Source organism: Roseateles sp. T103, assembly GCF_057219915.1.
Map to the genome: position 1 here is coordinate 685,533 of NZ_JBXVVS010000002.1, position 25,733 is coordinate 711,265.

23 protein-coding genes are annotated in these 25,733 nt (G+C 68.7%); 9 read left to right on the forward strand and 14 right to left on the reverse strand.

What is annotated here, in order from left to right; genetic code table 11:
- Positions 1–67 precede the first annotated feature (67 nt).
- A complete protein-coding gene (locus AC2EBS_RS09570; protein ID WP_484728164.1) occupies positions 68–1,117 on the forward strand; it encodes a hypothetical protein in 1,050 nt (349 codons plus the stop codon).
- Here the strand turns inward: AC2EBS_RS09570 and AC2EBS_RS09575 are convergent.
- The gene (locus AC2EBS_RS09575; protein ID WP_484728165.1) at positions 1,114–2,481 is read right to left on the reverse strand and encodes an ATP-binding protein; all 1,368 of its coding nucleotides are present in this window, start codon (positions 2,479–2,481) and stop codon (positions 1,114–1,116) included. The genes AC2EBS_RS09570 and AC2EBS_RS09575 overlap by 4 nt on opposite strands.
- Positions 2,478–3,137 (reverse strand): response regulator, encoded by a 660-nt coding sequence (locus tag AC2EBS_RS09580; RefSeq protein ID WP_484728166.1) that lies wholly within the window; start codon positions 3,135–3,137, stop codon positions 2,478–2,480. Before AC2EBS_RS09580 ends, AC2EBS_RS09575 begins: the two co-directional genes overlap by 4 nt.
- A gap of 96 nt (positions 3,138–3,233) precedes the next feature.
- Between AC2EBS_RS09580 and AC2EBS_RS09585 the strand changes: the two genes are divergently transcribed.
- Genes AC2EBS_RS09585 through AC2EBS_RS09595 form a run of 3 tightly spaced genes read left to right on the forward strand, consistent with a single transcriptional unit; the run spans position 3,234 to position 5,863 of the window.
- On the forward strand, positions 3,234–4,139 hold the full coding sequence (locus AC2EBS_RS09585) for a cation efflux transmembrane domain-containing protein (RefSeq protein WP_484728167.1): 906 nt from the start codon (positions 3,234–3,236) through the stop codon (positions 4,137–4,139).
- A gap of 49 nt (positions 4,140–4,188) precedes the next feature.
- Positions 4,189–4,629, forward strand: coding sequence for an acyl-CoA thioesterase (locus AC2EBS_RS09590; protein WP_484728168.1), 441 nt, complete (start codon positions 4,189–4,191; stop codon positions 4,627–4,629).
- Between the two features lie 7 nt (positions 4,630–4,636).
- Positions 4,637–5,863 carry a polysaccharide pyruvyl transferase family protein gene (locus AC2EBS_RS09595; protein ID WP_484728169.1) on the forward strand — a complete coding sequence of 409 codons (1,227 nt, stop codon included), beginning with the start codon at positions 4,637–4,639 and terminating at the stop codon, positions 5,861–5,863.
- Here the strand turns inward: AC2EBS_RS09595 and AC2EBS_RS09600 are convergent.
- On the reverse strand, positions 5,860–8,175 hold the full coding sequence (locus tag AC2EBS_RS09600; RefSeq protein ID WP_484728170.1) for an ATP-dependent DNA helicase: 2,316 nt from the start codon (positions 8,173–8,175) through the stop codon (positions 5,860–5,862). The two genes, AC2EBS_RS09595 and AC2EBS_RS09600, sit on opposite strands and share 4 nt — an antisense overlap.
- 5 nt (positions 8,176–8,180) lie before the next feature.
- On the reverse strand, positions 8,181–9,026 hold the full coding sequence (locus AC2EBS_RS09605; protein WP_484728171.1) for a hypothetical protein: 846 nt from the start codon (positions 9,024–9,026) through the stop codon (positions 8,181–8,183).
- A 255-nt stretch (positions 9,027–9,281) separates the two neighbouring features.
- Here AC2EBS_RS09605 and AC2EBS_RS09610 point away from each other — a divergent pair, with 255 nt between their 5' ends.
- Complete coding sequence (locus AC2EBS_RS09610) at positions 9,282–9,701, forward strand: c-type cytochrome (RefSeq protein WP_484728172.1); 420 nt, start codon at positions 9,282–9,284, stop codon at positions 9,699–9,701.
- A 30-nt stretch (positions 9,702–9,731) separates the two neighbouring features.
- Here the strand turns inward: AC2EBS_RS09610 and AC2EBS_RS09615 are convergent, their stop codons facing one another.
- The 3 genes from AC2EBS_RS09615 to AC2EBS_RS09625 all read right to left on the reverse strand — a co-directional run bounded on the left by AC2EBS_RS09615 (position 9,732) and on the right by AC2EBS_RS09625 (position 12,511).
- Positions 9,732–10,781, reverse strand: coding sequence for a M48 family metallopeptidase (locus AC2EBS_RS09615; protein ID WP_484728173.1), 1,050 nt, complete (start codon positions 10,779–10,781; stop codon positions 9,732–9,734).
- An 8-nt stretch (positions 10,782–10,789) separates the two neighbouring features.
- Entirely contained in the window at positions 10,790–11,974 is a 1,185-nt protein-coding gene (locus AC2EBS_RS09620) for a YjgN family protein (protein ID WP_484728174.1), read from the reverse strand.
- Between the two features lie 99 nt (positions 11,975–12,073).
- The gene (locus AC2EBS_RS09625) at positions 12,074–12,511 is read right to left on the reverse strand and encodes a MerR family transcriptional regulator (protein WP_484728175.1); all 438 of its coding nucleotides are present in this window, start codon (positions 12,509–12,511) and stop codon (positions 12,074–12,076) included.
- A gap of 59 nt (positions 12,512–12,570) precedes the next feature.
- Between AC2EBS_RS09625 and AC2EBS_RS09630 the strand changes: the two genes are divergently transcribed.
- Complete coding sequence (locus AC2EBS_RS09630; RefSeq protein WP_484728176.1) at positions 12,571–13,638, forward strand: MBL fold metallo-hydrolase; 1,068 nt, start codon at positions 12,571–12,573, stop codon at positions 13,636–13,638.
- Positions 13,639–13,875: 237 nt separating this feature from the next.
- Here the strand turns inward: AC2EBS_RS09630 and AC2EBS_RS09635 are convergent, their stop codons facing one another.
- The 7 genes from AC2EBS_RS09635 to AC2EBS_RS09665 form a co-directional block, all read right to left on the reverse strand.
- The gene (locus AC2EBS_RS09635; RefSeq protein ID WP_484728177.1) at positions 13,876–14,724 is read right to left on the reverse strand and encodes a M48 family metallopeptidase; all 849 of its coding nucleotides are present in this window, start codon (positions 14,722–14,724) and stop codon (positions 13,876–13,878) included.
- 12 nt (positions 14,725–14,736) lie between these two features.
- Positions 14,737–15,519, reverse strand: coding sequence for a lysophospholipid acyltransferase family protein (locus AC2EBS_RS09640; RefSeq protein ID WP_484728316.1), 783 nt, complete (start codon positions 15,517–15,519; stop codon positions 14,737–14,739).
- An 11-nt stretch (positions 15,520–15,530) separates the two neighbouring features.
- Positions 15,531–16,151: a D-glycero-beta-D-manno-heptose 1,7-bisphosphate 7-phosphatase gene (gene gmhB / locus AC2EBS_RS09645; RefSeq protein WP_484728178.1), complete on the reverse strand. Its 621-nt coding sequence runs from the start codon at positions 16,149–16,151 to the stop codon at positions 15,531–15,533.
- Positions 16,152–16,192: 41 nt separating this feature from the next.
- Entirely contained in the window at positions 16,193–18,295 is a 2,103-nt protein-coding gene (gene glyS, locus AC2EBS_RS09650; RefSeq protein ID WP_484728317.1) for a glycine--tRNA ligase subunit beta, read from the reverse strand.
- Between the two features lie 11 nt (positions 18,296–18,306).
- Positions 18,307–19,236, reverse strand: coding sequence for a glycine--tRNA ligase subunit alpha (gene glyQ, locus AC2EBS_RS09655; RefSeq protein WP_484728179.1), 930 nt, complete (start codon positions 19,234–19,236; stop codon positions 18,307–18,309).
- Between the two features lie 99 nt (positions 19,237–19,335).
- Positions 19,336–20,808: an apolipoprotein N-acyltransferase gene (gene lnt, locus AC2EBS_RS09660; protein WP_484728180.1), complete on the reverse strand. Its 1,473-nt coding sequence runs from the start codon at positions 20,806–20,808 to the stop codon at positions 19,336–19,338.
- On the reverse strand, positions 20,808–21,692 hold the full coding sequence (locus AC2EBS_RS09665; RefSeq protein WP_484728318.1) for an HlyC/CorC family transporter: 885 nt from the start codon (positions 21,690–21,692) through the stop codon (positions 20,808–20,810). The genes lnt and AC2EBS_RS09665 overlap by 1 nt, the downstream gene beginning before the upstream one ends.
- A gap of 123 nt (positions 21,693–21,815) precedes the next feature.
- On the opposite strand from AC2EBS_RS09665, the gene AC2EBS_RS09670 reads away from it, so the two are divergent.
- The 3 genes from AC2EBS_RS09670 (at position 21,816) to AC2EBS_RS09680 (ending at position 25,603) form a co-directional block, all read left to right on the forward strand.
- Positions 21,816–22,886, forward strand: a complete 1,071-nt coding sequence (locus tag AC2EBS_RS09670) for a CobW family GTP-binding protein (RefSeq protein WP_484728181.1) — start codon at positions 21,816–21,818, stop codon at positions 22,884–22,886.
- 373 nt (positions 22,887–23,259) lie between these two features.
- A complete protein-coding gene (gene dksA, locus AC2EBS_RS09675; RefSeq protein ID WP_484728182.1) occupies positions 23,260–23,754 on the forward strand; it encodes an RNA polymerase-binding protein DksA in 495 nt (164 codons plus the stop codon).
- 37 nt (positions 23,755–23,791) lie between these two features.
- Positions 23,792–25,603: a hypothetical protein gene (locus AC2EBS_RS09680; RefSeq protein ID WP_484728183.1), complete on the forward strand. Its 1,812-nt coding sequence runs from the start codon at positions 23,792–23,794 to the stop codon at positions 25,601–25,603.
- The last annotated feature ends 130 nt before the right edge of the window (positions 25,604–25,733 follow it).

Sequence of the window (25,733 nt, forward strand, 5' to 3'; positions counted from 1 at the left end):
CTAACGCTGCCCTAACGGCTGCATTCCTAGATTGGCTTGGTTCAATCAAGCCAATGGGAGTGAAGCCATGCGTATCAAACCCTCGAGCACCGCCATCGCGGCAGTGCTACTTGCCCTCAAGCTGAGCGCCACGGTCCACGCCGGCCCGATGGCGTCACAGGTCGTCGCACAGTCTTCCGACAGCAACGGCCTGCTGTGGCAGCGCACCGCCAGCGGCGAAAAGTCCGCCGCGCTCGCCTCGACTCCGTGGGCGAGCTGGCTGGATCAGTCTTACAGCTATGCCGGCCAGGCCTCGGCCGAGTTCCAGACCCTGCGCAGCAAGATGCAGGCAAGCGGCAGCACCTCCTATTTCACGCAAGGTTTCAGCACGCTGAGCAGCTTCTCGACCCAGACCTTGGTTCCCGGCGCTGCCGGCAGCAGCACCCAGCTGAACCTGGCGTTGCGCCTGGACGGCAGCAGCCATGCGGGTGCCAGCGTCAGTCCCAACGGGCTGAATCTGCACAGCGCGCGCCGGCTCGAGCTCTCGGCGGGCTCGGAGCTGCGCTACCGCGTCGTCGACCTCGACTGGATCGACACCGAGTTGCAGACGCCGATCACGCTGCTCGAGCTGAGCATCGGTTCCGGCGTCAGCTGGCAAGGGGGAGTGACACACAACGCTGACGGCAGCTGGTCCAGTTACACCACGGTCAGGACCGGAACCGCGGGGTACTGCAGCGTCGGCTGCAATGGGAACTACGGCATCGAACTGTTCAATCAGGTCGACCAGTACGACTACGACTCCATGCACGGGGGCAGGTCATTCAGCTCCGACACCGGCCCGCTTGACTTCGACTTCAATGCGATCGCCGGCCATCGGCTGCTCATCGAGGCCTCGCTCGACGCCAACATCTACTACTGGGGTTGCGATATCTGCGACTTCAATGCCGGCAGCGACTTCAGCCGCACCTTCGATGCGGAGCTGAGCGCCGGTGGCGTACCGCTGGAAGGCTTGCGCGCCGGCGTGGCACCCGCGCTGGAAACTGAGCCCAATGGCGTACCAGAACCTGCAAGCTGGACACTGGCACTGCCCGCCGCGCTGCTGGCACTGCGCCGTCGGCGCACCGCGACGGCTGCTTAGTCGCGGATCGGCAGCCGCAGCTCGACGCGCAAGCCGCCCAGGCGCTCGGAGCGCTCCAGCGCCAGCGCCGCGTCGTGCAGCTCGGCCACCGACTTGACGATGGCCAGGCCCAGCCCGCTACCACCGGCGGCCGAGCCGGGCACGCGGTAGAAGCGGTCCAGCACGCGCGCGCGGTCGGCCGCGGCGATGCCCGGGCCGCTGTCTTCGACGCGCAGCATCAGCTCGTCGCCGCCGCTACGCAGCAGGGCCGCGTCCACGCGCCCGCCTTCGGGCGTGTACTTGATCGCGTTGTCGAGCAGATTGCGCATCAGCATGCGCAGCGCCTCCGGATGGCCGCGCGTCGTCGTCTCGTCGCTGTCGCCGTGCAGGCCCAGGTCGATGCCGCGCGCCTGCGCCGCGGGTGCCAGCTCGGCCACCGTCTGGCGCAGCAGCTCGGCCGGCTGCATGGGCTCGGCCGGCTGGCCCTTGGCCGCACTGGCCTGCTGGCGGGCCAGCACCAGCAGCTGCTCGACCAGGCGCGTCGCGCGCTCGATGCCGGCCTGCAGCCGCGCCACCGCCAGCTCGCGCGCGGGTTCGTCGTCGCCCGCGCGCTGCAGCCCCTGCACCTGCAGCTTCAGCGCCGCCAGCGGCGTGCGCAGCTCATGCGCCGCATCGGCGACGAAGCTCTTCTGCGCCTCGAAGGCCTGGCGCACCCGTGCCAGCAGGCCGTTGAGCTCCTGCACCAGCGGACGGATTTCATCGGGCAGGCCTTCCTCGCCGAGTTCCGCCAGATCGTCGGGCTGGCGCGCCGCCAGCTGGCTGCGCACGCGCTCGACGGGTCGCAGCGAGCTGCGTATCGCCCACCACACCGCCAGCATCAGCAGCGGTGCCATCACCGCGATCGGCCAGATCGTGCGCAGCGCCAGCGCGCCGGCCATGCGCTGGCGCGCCGCCAGGTCCTGCGCGATCTGGATCACCAGCGCGCCGGAGCGCATCGCGAAGACGCGGTACTCGCGGCTGGCGATGCGCGCATCGACAAAACCCAGCACCGCCAGCGGCGGCAGCTCGACGCCGCGCGAGCGGAACACGCGCGTGCCGTCCAGCGTCCAGACCTGCACGACGAAATCGAAGCCCTCGACTTCGGGCAGCTCCAGCGGCACGCCCTGCAGCACCGCGGCCGGCAGGCCGGAGCGCAACGACAGCGCCATCTGCTGCATGTGGTAGTCGAAGATCTGGTCGGCCTCGGCGCGCGCATTGCGGTAGGCCACCAGGCCCTGCAGCAGCGCCGCGCCCAGGATCGCCGCCAGCACCAGCGCGAGCAGGCGCGCGCGCAGCGAATGCGGCGAGAGCCAGCTCCGGATCGCACCGATGCCGGGGTTGCTCATGCCTTGGGCACCATATAGCCGACGCCGCGCACGTTCTGGATCAGCTCGGCGCCCAGCTTCTTGCGCAGGCCGTGGATATAGACCTCCACCGCATTGCTGCTGATCTCGTCGCCCCAGCCGTAGAGCTTTTCCTCCAGCTGCGCGCGCGACAGCACCGCGCCGGGCCGCGCGATCAGCGCCTCCATCACCGCCCACTCGCGCGCCGAGAGCTGCACCGGCCGGCCGTCGACCAAGGCCTCGTGCGTGGCCGGGTCCAGGCTCACGCCCTTGTGCTCGTAGACCGGCTCGGCACGGCCGGCAGCGCGGCGCAGCAGCGCACGGATGCGCGCCAGCATTTCGTCCAAGTCGTAGGGCTTGACGATGTAGTCGTCGGCGCCGGCATCCAGGCCCTCGATGCGCTGGCGCACCGCATCGCGCGCGGTGGCCACCAGCACCGGCGTGCGGTCGCGCCGCGCGCGCGCTCGCTTGAGCACCTCGAGGCCGTCGCGTTTGGGCAGGCCCAGGTCCAGCAGCACCAGGTCGTAACGCTGGCCGCGCAGCGCCACATCGGCCTGCTCGCCATCGCGCGCCCAGTCCACGGCGTAATGCTCGGCGCGCAGCGCGTCGAGCAGGGTCTCGCCGATCATCAAATCGTCTTCCACCAGCAGCAGGCGCATCGCGTTCGTCGGTGTCGGTGTCGGTGTCGGTCTGTATCCATGCCTTGCGGGCGCGCCGATTCTTCCACAGCAGCGGCGCCGGATAATCGCCGCATCATGACGAGTGACTGCTGCAACTGCCCTACCGACGCCTGCGCCAGCGGCGCGCAGCCGCTGCAGGCTGCCGCCGCGCCCGCGGCTGCAACCGAGGCCAAGCTGCGCGCCAGCCGCTACACGGTGCCGAAGATGGACTGCCCGTCCGAGGAGCGCCTGATCCGCCTCGCGCTCGACGGCCTGCCGGGCCTGGGCGCGCTGCACTTCGACCTGGCCGCGCGCGAACTGCGCGTCGAGCATCAGGGCGATGCCGCAGCGATCACCGCGCGGCTGCAGCCGCTGAAGCTGGGCGCCGCGCTCGTCGAGACCCATGAAGCCGTCGCCCCCGCCGCACCGGCCGCCATGCCAGGTGCCGCCGACGAAGGCCGCGTGCTGCGCTGGCTGCTGGCGATCAATGCCACGATGTTCGTCGTCGAACTCGTCGCCGGCTGGTGGGCGCAGTCCACCGGGCTGCTGGCCGATTCGCTGGACATGCTGGCCGATGCCGCGGTCTATGGCCTGGCGTTGCACGCGGTGGGCCGCGGCAGTGCGCAGCGCCAGACCGCCGCACGCGCCGCCGGCTGGACGCAGCTGCTGCTCGCGCTGGGCGCGCTGGCCGAGGTGGGCCGGCGCGCGCTGCTGGGCAGCGAACCCGAGCCGCCGCTGATGATGGGCATCGCGCTGCTGGCGCTGGTCGCCAATGCCAGCTGCATGGCGCTGCTGATGCGCCACCGCGAAGGCGGCATCCACATGCGCGCCAGCTGGATCTTCTCGACCAATGATGTGCTGGCCAATCTGGGCGTGATCGTCGCCGGCGCGCTGGTCGCCTGGACCGGCGCGCGCTGGCCCGATCTGCTCGTCGGCGCGGTGATCGGCCTGCTGGTGCTGGTCGGCGCCGGACGCATCCTGCGCCTGCGCGCCGAACCCTGATTGCCGCCGGCAAGTACTTCCCCCCTGTCTTTCAACCTGAAGAGTCCCCATGCCCCGCCTGCAGTTCGATGCGCTCGAGAACGCGCCCTTCGCCACCGACATCCAGATCTACATCAGCCATGTGAACCAGGGAGGACACCTGGACAACGCGCAGCTGCTGACGCTGGTCTCGGAGGCGCGCGTGCGCTTCTTCAAGTCGCTGGGCTATCGCGAGGGCGATGTGGCGGGCTGCCCCATCGTCGTCGCCGACATCGGCGCGCAGTACAAGTCCGAGGGCTTCCACGGCGAGACCATGCATGTAGCGATGGTGCCGGCCGAGCTGAACCGCTACGGCTTCGACCTGCGCTTCCGCATGAGCGATCTGGACAGCGGCCGCGAAGTGGCACGCGGCAAGACCGGCGTGGTCTTCATCGACAAGCAAAGCCGCCGGCCGACCGAGATGCCGGCCGTGTTCCGCGCCCAGCTCGAGGCGCTGCTCGCCGGCGCCTGAATCGGGCATGGACAGCAGCAGCGCCACGCCACCCCTGCTGCTGTTCGGCGCCTTCGATCGCCACAACTTCGGCGACCTGCTCTTCCCACACATCGCCGCAGCGCTGCTGCCGGAGCGCGAGATCGTTTTCGCCGGCCTCGCCGAGCGCGACCTGCGCGCCTTGGGCGGCCATCGCGTGCAGGCGCTGGCCACGCTGGCACCGCAGTGGCGCGAGCGGCCGGTCGATGTGCTGCATGTCGGCGGCGAGACGCTCACCTGCACCGCCTGGCAGGCCGCGGTGATGCTGCTGCCGGGCGAGGCGAACGAGGTCAACGCCGGCATCGCCTGGCTGCAGCGCCTACCCGACGATGAGCGCAAAGCCTGGGTGCGCCGCATGGTCGGCACTGATGCGCAGCTGCCCTATCTGCTGGACCGCGAGCGCTACCCGGGCCTGCGCGGCCTGGCCCATGCCGGCGTTGGCGGCGTGGCGATCGATGCACTCGATGCCGTGGCGCGCGAGGAGCTGCGCCGCGCGCTGCACAGCGCCGATGCGATCGGCGTGCGCGAGGCGCGCACGCAGGCGCTGCTCGCTGCCGAGGGCATTGCCGACACGCTGCTGCTGCCCGACCCGGCGGTACTGACGGCCGAGCTCTTCGGCGCGCGCATCGCTGCCCATGCCGCGCAAGGCGAGCCGGCGCAGATCGCCGCGGCTTTTCCGCAAGGCTATCTGGCCGTGCAGCTGGCCGCCGAGTTCGGCGACGACGCGACGCTGGACGCGATTGCCGCGCCGCTGCGCCAGTTGGTCAAGGAAACCGGCCTGGGCCTGGCGCTGTTCCGCGCCGGTGCCGCGCCCTGGCATGACTCGCTCGACGTGCTGCAGCGGCTGGCGAGCCGCCTGCCGAAGCACGCGGTCCGGCTGATGGACTCGCTGCAGCTCTGGGACATCTGCGCACTGATCGCCGCCAGCCGCGGCTTCGTCGGCAGCAGCCTGCATGGCCGCATCGTCGCGCAGGCCTGTGCGCTGCCACGGCTGAACCTCCGCTCGCCCCGCCTGCCGGCCGGGCAGATCGGCAAGCATGCGGCCTATGCGCTGAGCTGGGAGCCGGCAGAGCTACCGGCCGAGGTCGAGGTAGCCGCGCTGGGCGCCGCGTTGCAGCAGGCGCTGGCTGCCGACGCGCCGCTGCTGCGCGACCATGCCGCGCTGCTGGCTGCGCGCTATCGGCAGGGCTTCGATCGACTAATGGCGGCGATCTAGCCGACGCGCCACCAGCGCGGCAGCAGCCGCCGCACCTCAACGCGCGCGAAGCGGTCGTCGATCAGATGCACGACGCCGCGATCCTCGGGCGTGCGGATCACGCGGCCGGCGGCCTGCACCACCTTCTGCAGACCCGGGTAGAGGTAGGTGTAGTCGTAGCCGGCGCCGAAGAGCTGCTCCATGCGCGCGCGGATCTGCTCGTTGATGGGGTTGAGCTGCGGCAGGCCCAGTGTGGCGAGGAAGGCGCCGATCAGCCGCTTGCCCGGCAGGTCCACGCCTTCGGCGAAGGCGCCGCCCAGCACCGCGAAGCCTATGCCCTGCCCGCCTTCGACGAAGCGGGCGAGGAACTCGCGCTGCGCGCCCTCGCTCATGCCGCGCGCCTGTGCGAACAGCGGCAGCGCCGGATGGCGCGCGCGCAACGTGGCCAGCGCCTGCTCCAAGTAGTCGTAGCTGCTGAAGAAGGCCAGGTAGTTGCCCGGCGCCGCCGCGTACTGCTGCGCGATCAGCTCGGCGATCGGCGCGAGCGAGGCGGCACGGTCGGCATAGCGGGTGGAGATGCGTCGCGCGATCCTCACCTGCAGCTGCTCGGCGGCGAAGGGCGACTCGACCTCGATCTGCAAGTGGTTCTCCGGCAGGCCCAGCAGCTGCGCGTAGTAGTCCATCGGCTGCAGCGTGGCGGAGAACAGCGTCGCCGTGCGCGCCGCCTCGAAGCGCGGCTTCAGGAACGGCGCCGGCACGATATTGCGCACGGTCAGCAGCGAGCTGCCCGGCTTGGCTGCGGGTGAGGCAGGCTTGGCCACATCGACCAGCGAATGCGCATCGAGCAGCTCGGCCATGCGCGCCAGATGCAGGATCTCGAAGTAGAAGGCCTGCAGCGCGGCGTCGGCCTCGGTCGGGTGTTCGGCCAGATGATCGGTGATCGTGCTGCTGCACTGCTGCAGCGTGGCGAGCAGGTTCGCCGGCACCTCGTCGTAGACCGCATAGTCCTCAGCCTGCGCCTTGTCCATCGCGATCCAGGCGCGGCGCAGCTTGTCCAGCGCCTTCTTGACCGTCGCGTACTGCTTGGCGGTGCTGGAGTGGCGCGCCTCGGCCAGCGTCTCGGGTCGCAGCTCGGCGCTGTACATCTTGCGGCCGCGCTCGACCAGGTTGTGCGCCTCGTCGACCAGCAGGCCGACGCGCCAGTCGTTGGCCTGCGTCAGGCTCAGCAGCAGCGCGCCGAGGTCGAAGAAGTAGTTGTAGTCGCCGACCACCACATCGGCCCAGCGCGCCATCTCCTGGCTCAGGTAGTAGGGGCAGACCTGGTGCGCCAGCGCGATCTCGCGCAGCCGCGCCTGGACGAGCGAACCTTTATGTTGCGCGTCCTCGGCCGCCTGTGCGCGCGCCGCCGGCAGGCGGTCGTAGAAGCCCTGGGCCAGCGGGCAGGATTCGCCATGGCAGGCACGGTCCGGGTATTCGCAGCTCTTGTCGCGCGCCACCAGCTCCAGCACGCGCAGCGCCGGGGCCTGCTGGCGCAACGTGGCCAGCGCTTCGAGCGCGAGCTGCCGGCCCGAGGTCTTGGCGGCGAGGAAGAAGACCTTGTCCAGGCCCTTGTCGGCGCTCTTCTCGCTGCCCTTCTCCGCGCCATCGCCAGGCGCAGCCTTGAGCAGCGGGAACAGCGTGCCCAAGGTCTTGCCGATGCCGGTGGGCGCCTGCGCGAGCAGGCAGCGGCCGGCCATCGCGGCCTTGTAGACGGCCTCGGCCAGCGCGCGTTGCCCGGCACGGAACTCGCCAAAGGGAAAGGCCAGCGCGCGCAGCTGCGCGTCGCGCGCCTCGCGCTGCGCCAGCTGCGCTTCGGCCCAGGCGAGGAAGCGTGCGCATTGCGCGTCGAAATGCGTCTTCAGCTCGCCAGCGCTGCAGCGCTCGGCGAGCACCGTCTCCTGCTGGCTGCCGACCTCGAAATAGACCAGCGCGAGCTCGATCTCGTCCAGGCCCTGTTCGGCGCAGAGCAGCCAGCCATAGACCTTGGCCTGCGCCCAGTGCAGGCGGCGGTGCGATTCGGGCAGGCGCTCCAGCCGCCCCTTGTAGGTCTTCACCTCCTCGAGCCGGCGCGCCTGCGCGTCCCAGCCGTCGGCGCGGCCGCTGACCAGCAGGCGTCCCTGGTAGTCGCCCGACAGGCGCAGCTCGGCCTGGTAGCCGGCGCCGCGCCGCGAAGCAACGGTGACATGGCCGGCGATGCCTTCCTGGCTGCTCGGCGCCGGCGTGAAGCGCAGGTCCAGGTCGCCCTGCTTGGCGGTGAACTCGCAGAGCTCGCGGACCGCGACGCGGTAGACCATGGGCTTCAGGCCGCCGCCGCGCTGTCGGGCGGCGTGCTGTCGGGCGGCACCTGGCCCAGGCTGGCCTGCAGCGGCTCGTCCAGCTCGGCGTTCAGCTCGCTGCGCAGCGGCGTGGCCTTGGCCAGCGCCATCCAGACCGCGAAGGGCAGCCTGCAGGGCTGGTGGCGCGCCGGGCGCAGCAGCGCGAACTCGCCATCGGCCAGGCTGCCGCGCAGGACCCAGACGCCGAACTGCTCGGGGATCTCCTTGGGCTGGGCCACGCCCTCTGGAAAGACGTAGTAGCACTCGCTGCACAGCCATTCATAGGCCTGGCGCTTGGCGGCGTGGCGCAGATCGGAGAGCAGATCGGCGCGGCTGTGCTTGACCTCGTGCACCTGCGGTTGCAGATAGGACTCCACCGAGCTGTGCCGCACTGAGAACAGATCTGGCCGCGCCATGCGCCACACGCGCGGCATGCGCGCAAGCATGTCGCTATCGGCTTCGAACAGCGGCGCTGAGGGCTGCGGCGGCAGCGCCGCTGCTTCGTCCGCATCGTCAACCTGCGCGCGCAGCGACAGCTCGCGCCAGACCAGCCGCCCGGCCTGGCGCATCAGCACCTCCTCGGCAAAGCGCAGCGCCAGCCGGTCGTGAGCGCTGGCCGGGCGGGCATTGCGCTGGCGCGCCTCGACCAGCCAGGCGATGCCGCTATCGCTGAGCCTGAGCGTCTCACGCCCCTCGCCATCGGGCCGGCGCTCCAGCAGCCCGGCGGCGAGCAGGTCCAGTTCGATCGCGTCCTGGCACGGCCAGCCGGCCGAGCGCCAGATCTGCATCAGGCGGCTGCGGTGGGCGCGGGTCAGGCTGGAGGTGGGCATGGCAGGCGGCTGGAAGGAATACTGATTTTATATACAGCCATTCCGCTGACGGTCGCCGTCGCGTTCGCCGCTGGTGCCCCGCACTGGGCGCCTCCGAGAGACTTCGCAGTGGCGGGCTGCCGGATGCTTGACATGACGCAACCCTGGCGGCGCCTGGCGCGTCCGATCATTGGCACGCGACGCCCATGCTCTGCAACGCCTCGCCGGGTTTGGGTGCACGCCATCCAACAAACCACCACACGGAAGGAGACTCGGATGAAGTCAAGCACAGTATCCCGATGGAGCCTGCTCGCCGCGCTGGCTGCCAGCTGCGGCATCGCCGCTGCACAGCCCAAGGTCGATCTGGGCAAGCGTGAGTACATGAACAACTGCGCCGCTTGCCACGGCGAGAGCGGCAAAGGCAATGGCCCTTACAACGACCTGCTCAAACGAAGCTCCTCGGACTTGACGCAGCTCGCGAAGAAGAACGGCGGCGTCTTTCCGGTCAGCCGTGTCTACGAGGTGATAGAGGGCGGCGGGGTCGGGCACGGCTCGCGCGACATGCCGGTCTTCGGCATGGACTACAAGGTCAAGGCCGGCGAGTACTACGGCGACATGCCCTACGACCCTGAGGTCTATGTGCGCGGCAAGATCCTGTCACTGGTCGAGTATCTGAACCGCATTCAGGCGAAGTGAGCCAACTCGCTGGCCCGTCGAGACGATGGGTCAGCGATCCACCTTCTGTTCGCGTTCCGCATCCAGCCTCTCCTCCAGGCCTGGATGGGTAGACAACCAGGCTGGTGGTTCGCCGATCCCCCTGCGTTGCAACTCGGCGCGGAACTTCAGCCACACGCCAGCCAGCGACTGGGGTGGCAAGCCCTGCATAGCAATGAAGCGACGCGCAAAGGCGTCGGCCTCGCGCTCGGCGTCGCGGCTGTAGCGCAGGCTCTGGACTGTGCCGGCCGCGGTGGCTGCCACGCTGGAGAAGTCTGTGAGTGCCACGCTGGCAACTGCAAGCAGACCGAAGTTGCGCAGCACCGACTGCATGCCATGCCGATGCACCACATGCCCAAGCTCATGGCCGAGTACCGCCATCAGTTCGTCATCGCTCAAGCCCTCCGCCAGGCCGTCGAACATCACGATGCTGCCATTCGGCAAGGCAAAGGCGTTGAAACCAGCCTCGTGCTTTCCCTCGCGCAGGAACTCCAGCTTTACCGCCACGCCGGGCGCCGCCTGTGCTGCAGCCTCCACAAAGCGGGCGCGCAGGCGGCGCTGCCGTTCCATCGACAGGGTCGAGGTCACAAAGCCGAGCTGGTCCAGCTTGGCCTCGACCAGCTCGCCCACCTTGTGGTCGACCGAGCGCGGCATCCAACCCAGCAGACCCTGTGCCGCCAGGCCGGCCCCCTGGCGATCAAACCAGACCAGCAGCGCAAGTAGGCAGACCAGACAGGCCAGCGCGCCGGCCCAGGACGCGCTGAGGCGTTGCGCCAGCCCGGGCGCGGGCTGCGGCAGTTCGGGTACCAGCATCGCGGCCGTCGCAGCGCCGAGCCACAGCCGACTCCCATCGGGCAAGTCCAAGGGCCGGGCAGTATCTGGCCAAGCCTGGCCCATGCGCAGATCAGCAAAGGCATAACGCTGCGCGGCCTGATCGGATTCAAGCGGCAGCATCACCAGCGTCTGCGCCTCGATCGACAGTTGCACCTCATGGCGGCGGCTGCTGCGGCCATCGAACCAGATGGCGGGAAGTGGCTTCAGTGAAATGGGCTTGTTCGGCATCACGAGACTCACCATCCCAGGTCCAGCCCGAACAGATCGGCACTGCCCTCACCAGCCGCGCCTTTGTCCGACGCGGCAGCGGCAGCAATTGCCACGTCCTCCAGCGGCTGGCGGGCATGCAGCGCAATGGCCTGGACGCGGTAGCGCGCCAGCGCCACCGCAGCGAAGGGCCAGTACAGGCCCACGGTCAACAGCACTAGCAGGGTTTGCTTGAGTGCCAGCCTCCACAGCGTGCCCGCCTCCATCTCGCTGCTGAACTCGATATCGCCAATGCGGGTATGCGCCCAGACGATGCCCTGGATGCGCGCAGCGAAATAGGGCCAGACGGTAAGCCAGAGCATCAGCACCAAGCCCATGGGCAGCAAGATCCGGAACACGCCATCTTTGGCCCATTGCGCGCCTCCGAGCACGGCCACCATGCTGATGATCTGGAAGGCGAGCAAGGCGCCCAGCAGCAACAAGCCTAAGGCACCGGCATACACGCCGTAGAACCGGGCCTGGGCCGGCGCAAAGCTGAAGCCCTGCTCTCCATAGCGCGCATGCACATGCTGCAACTGCTTCAGCCGCGCGTGTGCCCAAGGCAACCCCAGCGCGGTGAAGGCCAGGCTGATCCACATCGCCGCGTCACCCAGCTTCAACTCGATCACCAGCGTGCTGATGGTCCAGAGCATCAGCAGGGGCAGGCAAACCCGGTAGACCGCTTGCCACGGCGCATCGAAACCGAAGCGCAGACCGCGCCAGCTGGTGTTGCCCAGCCTGAAACGCTGCGCGCTGGCAAACAGCAAGGGCCCGGCCGCGTAAAGCAGGCCGAACATCAGCAAACCCGCTGTGGTGGACCATAGAAACGCATAGCTGTAGCCCAGCAGCAGAACGAGCCCCAGCACCCGCCCCAGCAGGATGCGCAGCGGGTCGCCGTGGTAGTCGAAGGCATCGCCCATCAAGTGGGTGTGGCGCGCGAACCAGCGCGCCTTGCGCACCTTGGCCCAGGCAGAGTAGACGCCCAGCGTCAGCAGGGTCAGCAGCAGGTTGACGACCCAGATGCGGAAGTACTCGGCGCCACGGCCAGTGAACTGCAGCCGAGCAACATGACTCGCTGCCTGAGGAGTTTTGACAGCCTCAGCCGCTGCCACAGGGCCGAACATGGCCGTCTTGAGCGCGCCTTCTTCCAGCTCCCGCTGCAGGCGACTTGCCACCTCTACCGTTGAGCGCTCTTCCACGCTGCCCCTCCAGTTTTTCGGGCAGTCTAGGGGCAGGCTGACGCTTGAACTGCGCGCCTCAGGACCAAAGCAACATCACACCTTGGCAGGATTGCCAGCCAACGCCTCGCTGATCAGGTTTTCGCAGCGCTCCTCATGCTGCGCGATCTCCGCCAGCGTCACCTCGATATCGTCGAGCTGCTGCTGCAGCTGGCGGCGGTGCTGCTGCAGCACGTCAAGGAAGGCCTTGAGCTGCGGCACGGTGTCGGACTCGCTGTCGTACATGTCCACCAGCTGCTTGATCTCCTGCAGCGACAGGCCCAGGCGCTTGCCGCGCAGCGTCAGCTTCAGCCGCGTACGGTCGCGGTGCGTGTAGACGCGGTTGCGGCCGGAACGTCCCGGCTCCAGCAGGCCCATGTCCTCGTAGAAGCGGATCGCGCGCGGCGTGATGTCGAACTCGGCGGCCAGCTCGGTGATGGTGAACAGGCGGCCCGAGCCCTCGGTTGCCGGTGTCGCGTCGGTGGCAGGGCGCATGGCTAAACTGGCTTCTAATGTGACGTTAACGTTAACGTAAGTCTAAGGCAGGCGAGCCCATGGCCAATCCGCGCGAACACGAACTGAGCTACCCCCTGGGCGATGCGCTGCCCGAGCCCGGCACCGTGCTGGAGGTGCTGCCCGGCCTGCGCTGGGTGCGCATGCGCCTGCCCTTCGCGCTGGACCACATCAACCTCTGGCTGCTGCGCGACCAGGTCGATGGGCGCGAAGGCTGGACCATCGTCGACTGCGGCATCGCCACCGACGAGACGCGGGCCAACTGGGAGCAGGTCTTCGCCGAGCACCTGGACGGCCTGCCGGTGCTGCGCGTGATCGTCACGCACTTCCACCCCGATCACATGGGCCTGGCGCACTGGCTGACCGAGAAGTGGCAAGTCAGGCTGTGGATGAGTTGCTCCGACTACAACCTGGCGCGCCTGGCCAGCCAGTCCACCGTCGGCATGGGCGGCGACACCGCCGCGGCCTTCTTTGGCAGCCACGGCCTCACCGACCCGGACTCGCAGGCCAGAATCCGCGCCCGCGCCAACTACTACCCGAGCATGGTGCCGGCCGTGCCGGCCGCCTACCGCCGCCTAATGGAGGGCAGCGAGATCGCCATCGGCGGCAGGACCTGGCGCTGCATCGCCGGCTACGGCCATGCGCCTGAGCACATCAGCCTGTTCTGCGCCGACCACGCGGGCAGCGCGGTACTGCTCTCCGGCGACATGATGCTGCCGCGCATCTCCACCAACATCTCGGTCGTCGATGCCGAGCCCGAGGCCGACCCGCTGAGCCTCTACCTCGCCTCGACCGAGCGCCTGCGCGAGCTGCCGGCCGACACGCTGGTGCTGCCCGCGCACGGCAAGCCCTTCCGCGGCCTGCATGCACGCATCGCCCAGTTGCTCGAGCACCATGAAGAGCGCCTGGCCGAGGTGATGGCCGCCTGTGCCGCCAAGCCCTGCCACGCGGCCGAACTGCTGGAGATGATGTTCAAGCGCAAGCTGGATCTGCACCAGACCACCTTCGCGATGGGCGAGGCGGTGGCGCACTTGAACCGGCTGTGGCTGCAGGGCCAGCTCAGGCGTGAACTGGGCGCCGATGGGGTGTATCGATTCGGCACAACCTGACAGCAAGCACCGCCGCCAGCTTGCGGCTGGCGGCGGCCTTCTGTGCCTTGATTCATCGCGACTTCGACAGCGGCGGTCGACCCGAGGGGACCAGCAGCACTGCAGGCCGGTGTTGTGATACTGAAGTCCGGCGGCGATGCGACATTGATGACAGCGCCCGAAGTGTCCGCTCGGCGCACATGCCACCACAAGCCCCCCCGAAGAGGGACAGGTTTTTCACCGGGCCGCCATGGCGACTCAGAGCCGTGGCAACAGCTCTTCGCGCAGCTGGCTGCGTGCCTGCTCGTAGTCGGGCAGGACCGAGCCCACGACGGCCCAGAAGCGGGCGCTGTGGTTCATCTCGCGCAGATGTGCCAGCTCGTGCGCAACCACGTAGTCGATCACCGACGGCGAGAAGTGGATCAACCGCCAGTTCAAGCGGATCGCGCCACTCGCGCTGGCACTGCCCCAGCGGGTGCGGGCCGAACTGAGGCTGAGCCGCGTGTAACGCACGTCCAGTGCCGCAGCGAAGTGCCGGCAACGCTGCTCGAAGTGGCCACGCGCCTGACGCTGCAGCCAGATCTGCACCATGGCGCGCAGCTGCTCTGCCTCAGCCGCATGAGGCAGCGCAAGATGCAGATGACGCGTCGGCTCGTCGAAGTGAGCCGCGGCGCGCAGCTCAGGCGCCAGCCGCACCGTCAGAGGCTCACCCAGATAGGGCAGACGACAGCCGTCGCCCCAGACCACGGCGGCGGCCTGCAGGCGCTGCTCGCGCTCGCGCTGCTCGACCAGCTTGCGCAGGATCCAGCCAGCCTTGGCCTGCAGGGCGCGCTCGATCTCGGCGATCGTCACCCAGCGCGGCGCTGCGACAGCCAGGCCCTCGGCGAAGACGCTGAAGCCGATGCTGCGTCGGCGCGCCCGTCGCAGCGTGTAGGCCACCGACTGACCATCGAGCCGCAGCTCGCGCTGCGAGCTGCCTGCCGGGCGCGGTGACGACCCGGCCGCGCCGGGTGTGACGACCGGCGCCGCGGGCTCAGGCGCGGGCTCGGCATCGAACAGCGAGAGCTGCAGCTGCTGCAGCGCCTGGTTCAGATGCTTGAAGAGCACAGGCGCCGCCTCTCAGGCCTGGCCGCCCTCGGCGATGGCCACCGTCGGCGCAGCGACGCCATAGGCCTCGGGGTCGATGCGCCGCATCTCGGCCTCGATCCAGGCCTCGACCTCGCGCATCAGCTCCGCCGGCTCGCGCCCCAGCGGCGAGATCGGCCGGCCGATGGCCACGTCGATCACGCCCGGTCGCAGCAGAAAGCTCTTGCGCGGCCAGCAGCGCGCCGAGTTGGTGGCGATCGGCACCACCGGCACGCCGGTCTCCACTGCCAGACGCGTGCCGCCGGTTTTGTACTCACCCTTCTTGCCGCGCGCCACGCGCGTGCCCTCGGGGAACATGATCACCCACACGCCCTCCGCTGCCAGACGCTTGCCCTGCGCGGCAACGCGGTTCCAGGCCTCGGCGCGGCGGCCGCGGTCGATGTGGATCATGTCCAGCCGGCTCATCGCCCAGCCGAAGAAGGGGATGTAGAGCAGCTCGCGCTTGAACACATAGGCCAGCGGATGCGACATCAGCGTCGGGTAGGCAAAGGTCTCCCAGGTGCTCTGGTGCTTGGACAGCAGGATCACCGCCTGGGTGTGCTGCGCCGCGCTGGGCAGGTGCTCCATGCCGGTGACGCGCCAGCGCACACCGCAGATCCAGCGCGCACCGTGGATGCACAGGCGCAGCCAGGCGATGCAGGTCCAGTAGACCGGCGCACCGCGCACGAAGATCGACAGCAGCATCGCCGCCAGCGCGAACGGCACGACCGTCACCGCCATCCACACCACATACAGCGCCGAGCGCACGGCGGCCAGCAAGGTTTCGATCAACTCAGGTCTCCAGCGCCGGTATCGGCCTCGATGGGTTCGCCGCGCGCCGCGGCCTTGGCACGCCGCTCCTGCTGCAGCAGATCGTCGGCGAAGGCCGCCAGGCTGGCGTGCACGCGTGTGCCCGGCACCTGAGCCAGCATCGCGGCCAGCTGCTCCTCGTCCATCGAGCCGAGCCGGTCGCCCAGCACCAGATGGGGGAAGCAGCCGGCGGCCAGCGCGGTCTGCGCATCCTTCAGGCTGGCGCCGACCAGATGGACCTGCGACAGATCGACACCGAAGCGCTCAGCCACCTGCGTGATCAGTCCGGGCAGCGGCTTGCGGCAGCTGCAGCCCTCGTCGGGCGTGTGCGGGCAGAAGAAGGCCGCGTCCAGCCGCCCGCCCTTCTCGGCCAGCAGCTGGTTCAGCCGCATGTGCACCGCGTTGAGCGAAGCCATGTCGATCAGCCCCCGGCCTATGCCGGGCTGATTGGTGGCCAGCACCGTGTGCCAGCCGGCATGGTTGAGCCGCGCGATCGCCTCCAACGAGCCAGGCAATGGCTGCAGTTCGTCAGGGGACTTCACATGGTCGTCCCGGTAGTGATTGATGGTGCCGTCCCGACCCAGGATAACGAGCTTCATGTTGTGGCCGTGTTCTGGACGGGAAGGCATCGCCGTGTTCCTCAGCTGGCCAGGCGCGACAGGTCGGCCACGCGGTTCATCGCCTCATGCAGGGTCTTGAGCAGGCCCAGGCGGTTGGCGCGCAGCGCTGCGTCCTCGGCATTGACCATCACGCCGTCGAAGAAGGCATCGACCGGACCCTTGAGCATCGCCAGCTCGCGCAGCGAGGCCTCGTACTGACCGGCATGGAACAGGCTGTCGGCGATCGGCTGCACGTTCTTCAACGCTGTGGCCAGATGCTGCTCCGCCGCCTCCTTGAGCAGCGCCTCGTCGACACGCGCCTCGACCGGCGTCTCGACCTTCTTCAGGATGTTGGCAATGCGCTTGTTGGCCGCGGCCAGCGATTCGGCCTCGGGCAGCGCGGCGAAGGCGCGCACCGCAGCGAGACGCTGCGCCACCTCGGCCAGACGTTGCGGACGCAGCGCCAGCACTGCGTCGACCTCCTGCGCGCTGTAGCCCTGCTCGCGCAGCGAGCCGGCCAGGCGGTCGAAGACGAAGTCGGCGAGCGGCGCGCTCGGGTCCTGGATCAGCGCGCCGAAGGCCGGCACCGCAGCAGCGATCAGCGCATCCAGGCTCAGCGAAGCGGCGCGCTCGGACAGCATGCGCACCACGCCCAGCGCATGGCGGCGCAGCGCGAACGGATCCTTGTCGCCGGTGGGCAGCTGGCCGATGCCGAACAGGCCGACCAGGGTCTCCAGCTTGTCGGCCAGCGCGACCACCAGGCCCGCATCGTTGCGCGGCAGCTCGTCGCCGGCGAAGCGCGGCTTGTAGTGGTCCTCGACCGCGAAGGCCACCGCCTCGGCGAGGCCGTCATGGCGTGCGTAGTAGCCGCCCATGATGCCCTGCAGCTCAGGGAACTCGCCGACCATATCGGTCAGCAGGTCGGCCTTGGCGAGTTGCGCTGCCTGGTCGGCCTGCGCCGTCAATGCACCGCCGCCCAGCATCTCGGCGATCGCGCGCGCAATCGCGCGCACGCGCTCGACGCGCTCGCCCTGCGTGCCCAGCTTGCCGTGATAGACCACCTTGGCCAGGCCCGGCACGCGGTCGGCGAGCGACTTCTTGCGGTCCTGGTCGAAGAAGAACTTCGCGTCCGACAGGCGCGGGCGCACGACGCGCTCGTTGCCGCCGATCACCGCGCTGGCGTCCGTCGGGCGGATGTTCGAGACGACGAGGAACTTGTTGGTCAGCTTGCCTTGCGCATCGAGCAGCGGGAAGTACTTCTGGTTGGCCTTCATCGTCAGGATCAAACACTCCTGCGGCACGGCCAGGAACTCGGGCTCGAACTGGCAGGTGAGCACGTTGGGGCGCTCGACCAGCGCGGTCACCTCGTCCAGCAGCGCCTCGTCGTCGATGGGCTTGAGGCCTTCCTTGGCGGCGGCGGCCTCGAGCTGGCGCACGATCTCGGCGCGGCGCTCGGCAAAGGAGGCGATCACCGCGCCCTGCTCGGCCAGCTGCGCGGCATAGCTGTCGGCATTCGTGATGCTGACGAGTTCGCTGAGCGCCTCGAAGCGATGGCCGCGCGTCTCGCGGCCGGCGTTCAGGCCCAGCGCATAGACCTGCACGACATCGTCGCCATGCAAGGCCACCAGGCCATGGGCCGGGCGCACGAACTTCACGTCGCTCCAGCCATCGGCGAGCTGGTAGCTCATCACCTTGGGGATCGGCAGCTTGGCCAGGGTCTCGTCGAGCGCCTTCTGCAGACCCTCGTCGAGCGAGACGCCGGGCACCACCATGTCGAGGAACAGCGCCTCGGCCTTGCCATCGGGCGCGCGCTTGAGCTGCGGCACAACCGACGCGTCGGCGCCTACACCGGCGAGCTTCTTCAGCAGCGCCGGCGTGGGCTGGCCGTTGGCATCCAGTGCCACCGCCACCGGCATCAGCTTCTGCTGCACCGCGCGGTCGGCCGCCTTGGCGGCGACGGCGCTGACATGCACGGCCAGGCGGCGCGGCGACGCGAACGGCGTCACCGTGGCATCGGCCGCCGCCAGGCCCTGGGCCTTGAGGCTGTCGGCCAGCACGGTGGCGAAAGCCTCACCCAGCTTCTTCAGCGCCTTGGGCGGGAGTTCCTCGACGAACAGTTCGACGAGCAGGTTCTTAGTCGTCATCGCAGTCATGCTCAGGCCGCCTTCTTCTCTTTCTTCTTTTCGATCTGGGCAATCACCTCATCGGCCCAGGCCTTGGGCGCCATCGGGAAACCCAGGCGCGCGCGGCTGTCCACATAGCTCTGCGCGACGGCGCGCGCGAGGTTGCGGATGCGGCCGATATAGGCGGCGCGTTCGGTCACGCTGATCGCGCCGCGCGCGTCCAGCAGGTTGAAGGTGTGGCCGGCCTTGAGCAGCTGCTCGTAGGCCGGCAGCGCCAGCTGCTCGACCATCAGCTCCTGGCTCTTCTTCTCGTGCGCGGCGAAGGCCTGCAGCAGGAAGTCCACATCGCTGTGCTCGAAGTTGTAGGTCGACTGCTCGACCTCGTTCTGGTGAAACACGTCGCCGTAGCTGAGGCCATCGGTGTAGACCAGGTCGTAGACCGATTCCTTGCCCTGCAGATACATGGCCAGGCGTTCCAGGCCGTAGGTGATCTCGCCGGTGATGGGCTTGCAGTCGATGCCGCCGACCTGCTGGAAGTAGGTGAACTGCGTCACCTCCATGCCGTTCAGCCAGACCTCCCAGCCCAGGCCCCAGCAGCCCAGCGTCGGGTTCTCCCAGTCGTCCTCGACGAAGCGCACATCGTTCTTCTTCAGGTCGAAGCCCAGCGCCTCCAGCGAGCCCAGGTAGAGCTCGAGGATGTTGGCCGGCGCCGGCTTGAGCACCACCTGGAACTGGTAGTAGTGCTGCAGGCGGTTGGGGTTCTCGCCGTAGCGGCCGTCCTTGGGGCGGCGGCTGGGCTGCACATAGGCGGCCTTCCAGGGCTCGGGGCCCAGCGCGCGCAGGAAGGTGGCGGTGTGGCTGGTGCCGGCACCGACTTCCATGTCATAGGGTTGCAGCAGCGCGCAGCCCTGCTTGGACCAGTAGTCCTGCAGGGTCAAGATGATTTGCTGGAAGGTCAGCATGGAATCGCTTCGGTGTTCGTTCACGGTGGAAAGGGGGCCGCTCGCGCGGCGCCGCCAGCGGCGGCAGGCGCCCGATTCTACGGGGCGCCCTGCCCTCGCTCAGGCTGCACGCCGTCGCCAGAATGCAGCGACCAGCGGCAACAGCGCCAGCAGGAACAGCGGGGCCAGGCCCAGACGGTAGAGCCAGCGCGCGTAGGGCGTGGAGCCGTTGCGGCCCTCGACCTCGGTCTCCAGCAGCACGGCCCGCGCCGGAGGCACGCGCACCGCGACATGGCCGCGGTGATCGACCAGCGCAGTGGCGCCGGTATTGGTCGAGCGGATCACCGGGCGCTGGAACTCCAGCGCGCGCATCTGCGAGAACTGCAGATGCTGGTCTTGCACCATGAAGGTGCCGAACCAGGCCAGATTGCTGGCATTGATCAGCACGGTGGCGGCGCTCTCGCTGTCCTGCACGCTGTCGACGAAGTCCTCGCCGAACAGGTCTTCGTAGCAGATCAGCGGGCGCAGGCGCTGGCCAGCCACCGGCAGCGGATGCTGGTGATCGCCTCTGGCCTGGTCGTCCATCGGAATGCGCAAGGCACGGACGAACCAGTGAAAGCCTGGCGGGATGAATTCACCGAAGGGCAGCAGGTGGCGCTTGCCGTAGGCATAGGCCTCACGCGCGCCCGTCGGGGCCAGAGCCAGCATCGAATTGACGAAGCCGCGCTGCTCGTCTCCCAGGAAGATGCCCAGCAGCACCTGGCGGCCCTGCGCGGCGCGCTGCAGGCGCTGCAGATAGTCGCGCGGCAGGTAGGACAGCGGCAGCGGCACCACGGACTCGGGCGTGACCACCAGCTGGCCTCGCGCGGCTTCGATCTGCTGGGCCAGCAGCTCCAGATTGCTCACGATGCGCGCGCGGTCGAACTTCTGGTCCTGCGGCACATTGGGCTGCAGCAGCGAGACGCGCAGCTTGCCGCTACTGCGCGTGAACTCCTGCGGCAGCAGCTGGCCTATCAGCAGCAGGCCCAGCACCGCCGCCGCCGGCTGCCAGTGATGACGCGACAGCGCGGCGAAAGCCGCCGCCGCTGCGGCGGCCAGTGCAGTGATGCCATAGACGCCGACCCACGGCGCCCAGGGCGCGAGCAGGCCTTCGGTGTGCGCATAGCCGCTGGCGATCCATGGAAAGCCGGTGAACAGCGTGGCGCGCGCCAGCTCGGCGAGCAGCCAGCAGGCCGTCCAGGTCAGCGCATGCCAGGGGCCGCCGCGGCCGCGCAGCCAGGCGGCCAGCGCCAGCGCCAGCGCGTAGTAGCTGGCCAGAAACACCGCCAGCAGAAGCACCGCCGCAGCCGCCGCCAGCCAGGGCAGATGGCCGTACTGGTGCATGCTGATGTGCAGCCACCACAGGCCGCCACCCAGCCAGGCAATGCCGAAGGCCGCACCCTGCGCCGCGGCGCGGCGCGGACTGGCGCCCCAGCTGAGATGCGCCAGCCAGGCCAGCGCCAGCAGCTGCAGCCACCAGGCATGGAGCGGGGCGAACGAGGCAGTGTGCAGCAGCCCCGCCGCCGCAGCGGCCCACAGCGAGCGACCGCGCATCAGCGCTGCGCCGCAGCACCCGCCGGGATGCGCGTGACCTTGAACCAGCGCACCGCGCCACCGCGGGTCAGCATCACCGTGAAGCGCAGCCCGGCGATGTCCACCACCTCGGCGCGGCGCGGCACATGGCCATGCTCATGGGCGATCAGCCCGCCTATGGTGTCGAAGTCCTCCTCGGGCAGCTGCACAGAGAAGGCCTCGTTGACGGTGGCGATCGGCGTGTCGCCGGCCACGCGCTGGCTGCCATCGGCCAGTGTGTAGATGCCGGTGGCATCGTCGCCCTTGTCGTCGAACTCGTCCTCGATCTCGCCGACGATCTCCTCGAGAACGTCCTCGATGGTGATCAGCCCGGCGGTCTTGCCGAACTCGTCGATGACGATGGCCAGGTGGTTGCGATTGGAGCGGAAATCGCGCAGCAGCTCGTTCAGGCCCTTGCTCTCGGGCACGAAGACGGCCGGTCGCAGCAACGCGCGCAGATTCAGCTCGGGCGCGCGCTGGATCTTCAGCAGGTCCTTGGCGAGCAGGATGCCGATGATGTTGTCGCGCTGACCCTCGAAGACCGGAAAGCGCGAATGGCCGGTGTCGATGACCACGGCGAGCAGTTCGTCGTAGGGCGAATCGATGTCCAGCAGGTCCATGCGCGGCGCGGCGACCATCACGTCGCCGGCGCTGAGCTCGGCCATGTGCAGCACGCCCTCGAGCATCTGGCGCGATTCGGGCGCGATCAGCTCGCGCTCCTCGGCCTCGGCAAGGGTTTCGATCAGTTCTCGGGTGGAGTCCGGCCCCGGATGGAGGAACTCCAGCATGCGATCCAGCAGTCCGCGATTCGCGGCTGCCGTCTTGTGGCCCCCTCGGGAGGGCCGACTAGGCTGCGGTTCAGACACAGGCATCGTGTCGCAGTTGAGGGACGCACAGAATAACCCATTGACAGCATCCCCCTCTTGCAACAAAGTCAGCCGCCCCCATCTGGGCAGCGATCTGCTACCTCCCCCGCGAACTTCATCACCATGTCACAAGGTCTCATCCCCGCAACCATCCTGACGGGCTTTCTCGGCTCGGGCAAGACCACCCTGCTCAAGCGCGTGCTCACCGAGGCCCACGGCCAGAAGATCGCCGTCATCGAGAACGAGTTCGGCGAGGAGAACATCGACAACGACATCCTCGTGGCCGATACCAACGAGCAGATCATCCAGATGAGCAACGGCTGTGTCTGCTGCACGATCCGCGAGGATCTGCGCACCACGCTGGCCGACCTGGCCAGCAAGCGCCGCAAGGGCGAGCTCGACTTCGAGCGCGTGGTCATCGAGACCACCGGCCTGGCCGACCCGGGCCCGGTGGCACAGACTTTCTTCATGGACGACGAGATTGCCGAGAGCTATCTGCTCGACTCCATCCTCACGCTGGTCGATGCCAAGCATGCCGAAGCGCAGCTTGACACCCGCCAGGAGGCGCGCCGCCAGATCGGCTTCGCCGACCAGATCTTTGTCAGCAAGACCGATCTGGTCGAGCCGGCCGCGGTGGACGCACTGATCCATCGCATCAAGCACATGAACCCGCGCGCGCCGGTGCAGACCGCGCACTTCGGCGAGGTGGCGCTGAGCAAGGTCTTCGACCTGCGCGGTTTCAACCTCAACGCCAAGCTCGAGATCGACCCGGACTTCCTCAAGGAAGACACCCACGGGCACGGCCACCATCACCACCACGCCCATGATCATGCGCACTGCGATCACGATCACGAGCACGGCGAGCACTGCAATCACCCGCACCACCACCATCACGACGACGACGTGAAGTCCTTCGTGTTCCGGTCAGAGCGGGCCTTCAACCCCGCCAAGCTGGAGGACTTCCTCGGCGCCATCGTGCAGGTCTACGGCCCGAAGATGCTGCGCTACAAGGGGGTGCTGAACATGAAGGGCACCGACAAGAAAGTCATCTTCCAGGGCGTGCACCAGCTGATGGGCTCAGACCTGGGGCCGCAGTGGGCGCCCGGTGAGAAGCGCGTCAGCAAGATGGTCTTCATCGGCATCGACCTGCCGCAGGACATCCTGCTGCAGGGTCTGGAAGGCTGCCTTGCCTAAGCGCGATGGACGGGCTGCAGGCCGTCAGCTTGAGCGCAGCATCGCGTAGCTACAATGCGCCCGCCCGAAAACCGACGGTACGACGCGCGCCCCCTGGATGGACGCCCCTCCAGCCGAGCAATGCAGGTATAAAGCCTGAGCGAGGAGACGACACGTGAGCAAGACCCCGGCCCCGAAAAAGACCCCGGCAACGCCTGCCAAGGCGCAGGCGGAGAGTCGGCCGGCTGCGAAGACCGGCAAGCCCGCCCCCAAGCCCAAGGCTGGGGACCAGGACGCTGGCAGCGCAGTGGCCACGCTGGAAGCCCCGTCTCCGACCCCGGGCGGTAGCCGGTTTACCGACCGGTTCGCGCCTCCGAAGCCGCCGACACGACAGATGAGTAGCCAAGACATCGATACGCCCCGACAAGCCGTGAAGGCCGACCCCAAACTCGCCAATGCCTGGAAGACCAAGGCTGGCAAGGACCTCACCGACGCCGAAGTGCTGGCCATGCCGGACTCGGAGTACATGAACGACAAGCAGATCGAGTTCTTCCGCGCCAAGCTCGAGGCGCTGAAGGACGAGGTGCTCTCCAATGCCGGCGAGACCACCGAGCATCTGCGCGAGGACACCTCCATCGTCCCCGATCCGGCCGACCGCGCCACCATCGAGGAAGAGCACGCGCTGGAGCTGCGCACCCGCGACCGCGAGCGCAAGCTGCTGAAGAAGATCATGCAGTCTCTCGCTCGTCTGGACAGCGGCGACTACGGCTACTGCGACGAGACCGGCGAGCCCATCGGCCTGGGCCGGCTGATCGCCCGCCCGACCGCCACGCTGTCGCTGGAAGCGCAGCAGCGCCGCGAGCTCAAGCAGAAGATGTTCGGGGACTGACCCCGGTCCGTACCGACCAGCAGCAGGGCCGTCGCGCATGGCAGACCCCAAGGACAACGAGAGTTTCTTCCGCAAGGTTGCGCGCTTCGTTGCCCATCCGACGACCGACTGGGCCGAGCTGAACTCGCGCCAGGACGATCCCGAAGGGGATCTGGCCAAGGCCGAGCTGCGCGCCATGGTGGAGCGCAAGCGCCGCAACGACTTCGTGCGCAAGCGCGAACTGGACATGCTGCGGCGCATCCGCCGCGAAGGCCTGTCGCCCGAGCAGCTGGCCGCTCTAGGCAGCAGCTCGCGCATCGACGAGCTCGAGCGCGGCAGCGACCTGAACTCCAAGCTGATCGATCCCGGCGTCAAGGCCAAGATCGACCAGATCGAGCAGCAGATGGTCGGCGAGAGCAGCTATGCGCCGGCTGCGCAGGCGCCGGCACAGGCGCCGCAGAGCAGCCATCCGCCGGGCTTCTTCGAGACCAGCACGCGGCCGGTGCACTTTGCCACCACGCTGGCGGCCGAGGCCGCCAGCGAACGCGATGCGCTGCCCCAAGAGGCCACGGCCGTGGAGCCGCACATGCCCGATTTCGCACCGTCGCGGGCCGCACCAGCGCCGGCCGCAGCGATGGGCGCCGGGCTGGCACCGCTGTCCGACGCCAAGCCCAGCGTGCTGCCGGCACTGGACTTCCCGAGCCTGGATCTGCCGCCCCCGGCGCCGCCGGTCAGTGCCGCAGCGGCGCCAGCGCCTGCAGTGCCAGTGGCCGCGATGGAAGTCAGCGAGGTGGTGCACGACCCCGAGCTCGACGAGGCGGTGTTCGCTTTCGCCAACGCCGACAACGCGGCCTGCGAGCAGGTGCTTGCAGCCCTGGTGAGCGAGAATGGCTCGCGCCACCGCCATGCCGAAACCTGGCTGGTGCTGTTCGACCTCTACCGCGCCACCGGCCAGCAAGCCAGATTCGAGGCCCTGGCCTTGGACTATGCGCAGCTCTTCGGCCTGTCGGCGCCGCAGTGGTTCTCGCTGCCCAAGCTGGTCGCCGAGGCGGCGCAGAAGGAACGCAAACCCATGGGCCAGGCCGGCGGCGTCGCCTGGGCCGCGCCGGATTTCCTAGATGCCGACAGCGTGGCGCAGCTCGCCACGCGCTGCCAGAACCTGCCCATGCCTTGGGTGCTGGACTGGGCCGCGCTGCGCCAGCTGGACACCGAAGCAGCCGCGCGGCTGCGCGAGCTGTTCCACCAGTGGGGACGCCAGCAGGTGGACCTGCGCTGGCTCTCCGGCGACCAGTTCCTGCAGCAGCTGCGCGAGCTCACGCCGGTGGGCGTGCGCGACGTCGATCCGAGCTTCTGGATGCTGCGTCTGGAAGCGCTGCGACTGGTCAATCGACCGGACCAGTTCGACGAGGCCGCCATCGACTACTGCGTCACCTACGAAGTCTCGCCGCCGTCGTGGGAGCGGGCGGTGTGCCGCGTGCGTGTCAGCGGCGCGACCCTGTCCACCACCGGACCGGCCAGCACCGTCCTCGGCGGCGAGCCCTCGACGCTGTTCTTCGAATCGACCATCACCGAGCAGGCACAGCTGCCGGCGGCCGTGCAGCTTGAACTCTCCGGCCAGCTCAGCGGCGACATCGGCGAGACGCTGCGCCTGATGAACGCCGAGATCGGCTCGGCCACGCAGATTCAGGTCGCCTGTCCCAAGCTGATCCGCCTGGATTTCATGGCCGCAGGCGATCTGCTGAACTGGGTGCTGCAGCGTCGCGGCGAGAACCGGTCCGTGACCTTCACCGACGCACACCGCTTGGTGGCACTGTTCTTCGGCGCGATGGGCATCAACGAGCATGCCAAGGTCAAGGTCAGGACTAATTAGGCCCGCCCCTCATAGGGGCTGAGGCCGGACACAAACAGTCCTGAGGACTGTTTGTGCCTGCCGAAGGCCAAGGCCTCTGGCCTTGGCGAGCCCGTAGGCCCGGCAAAGCCGGATCCTCGGGCTCCGCTCG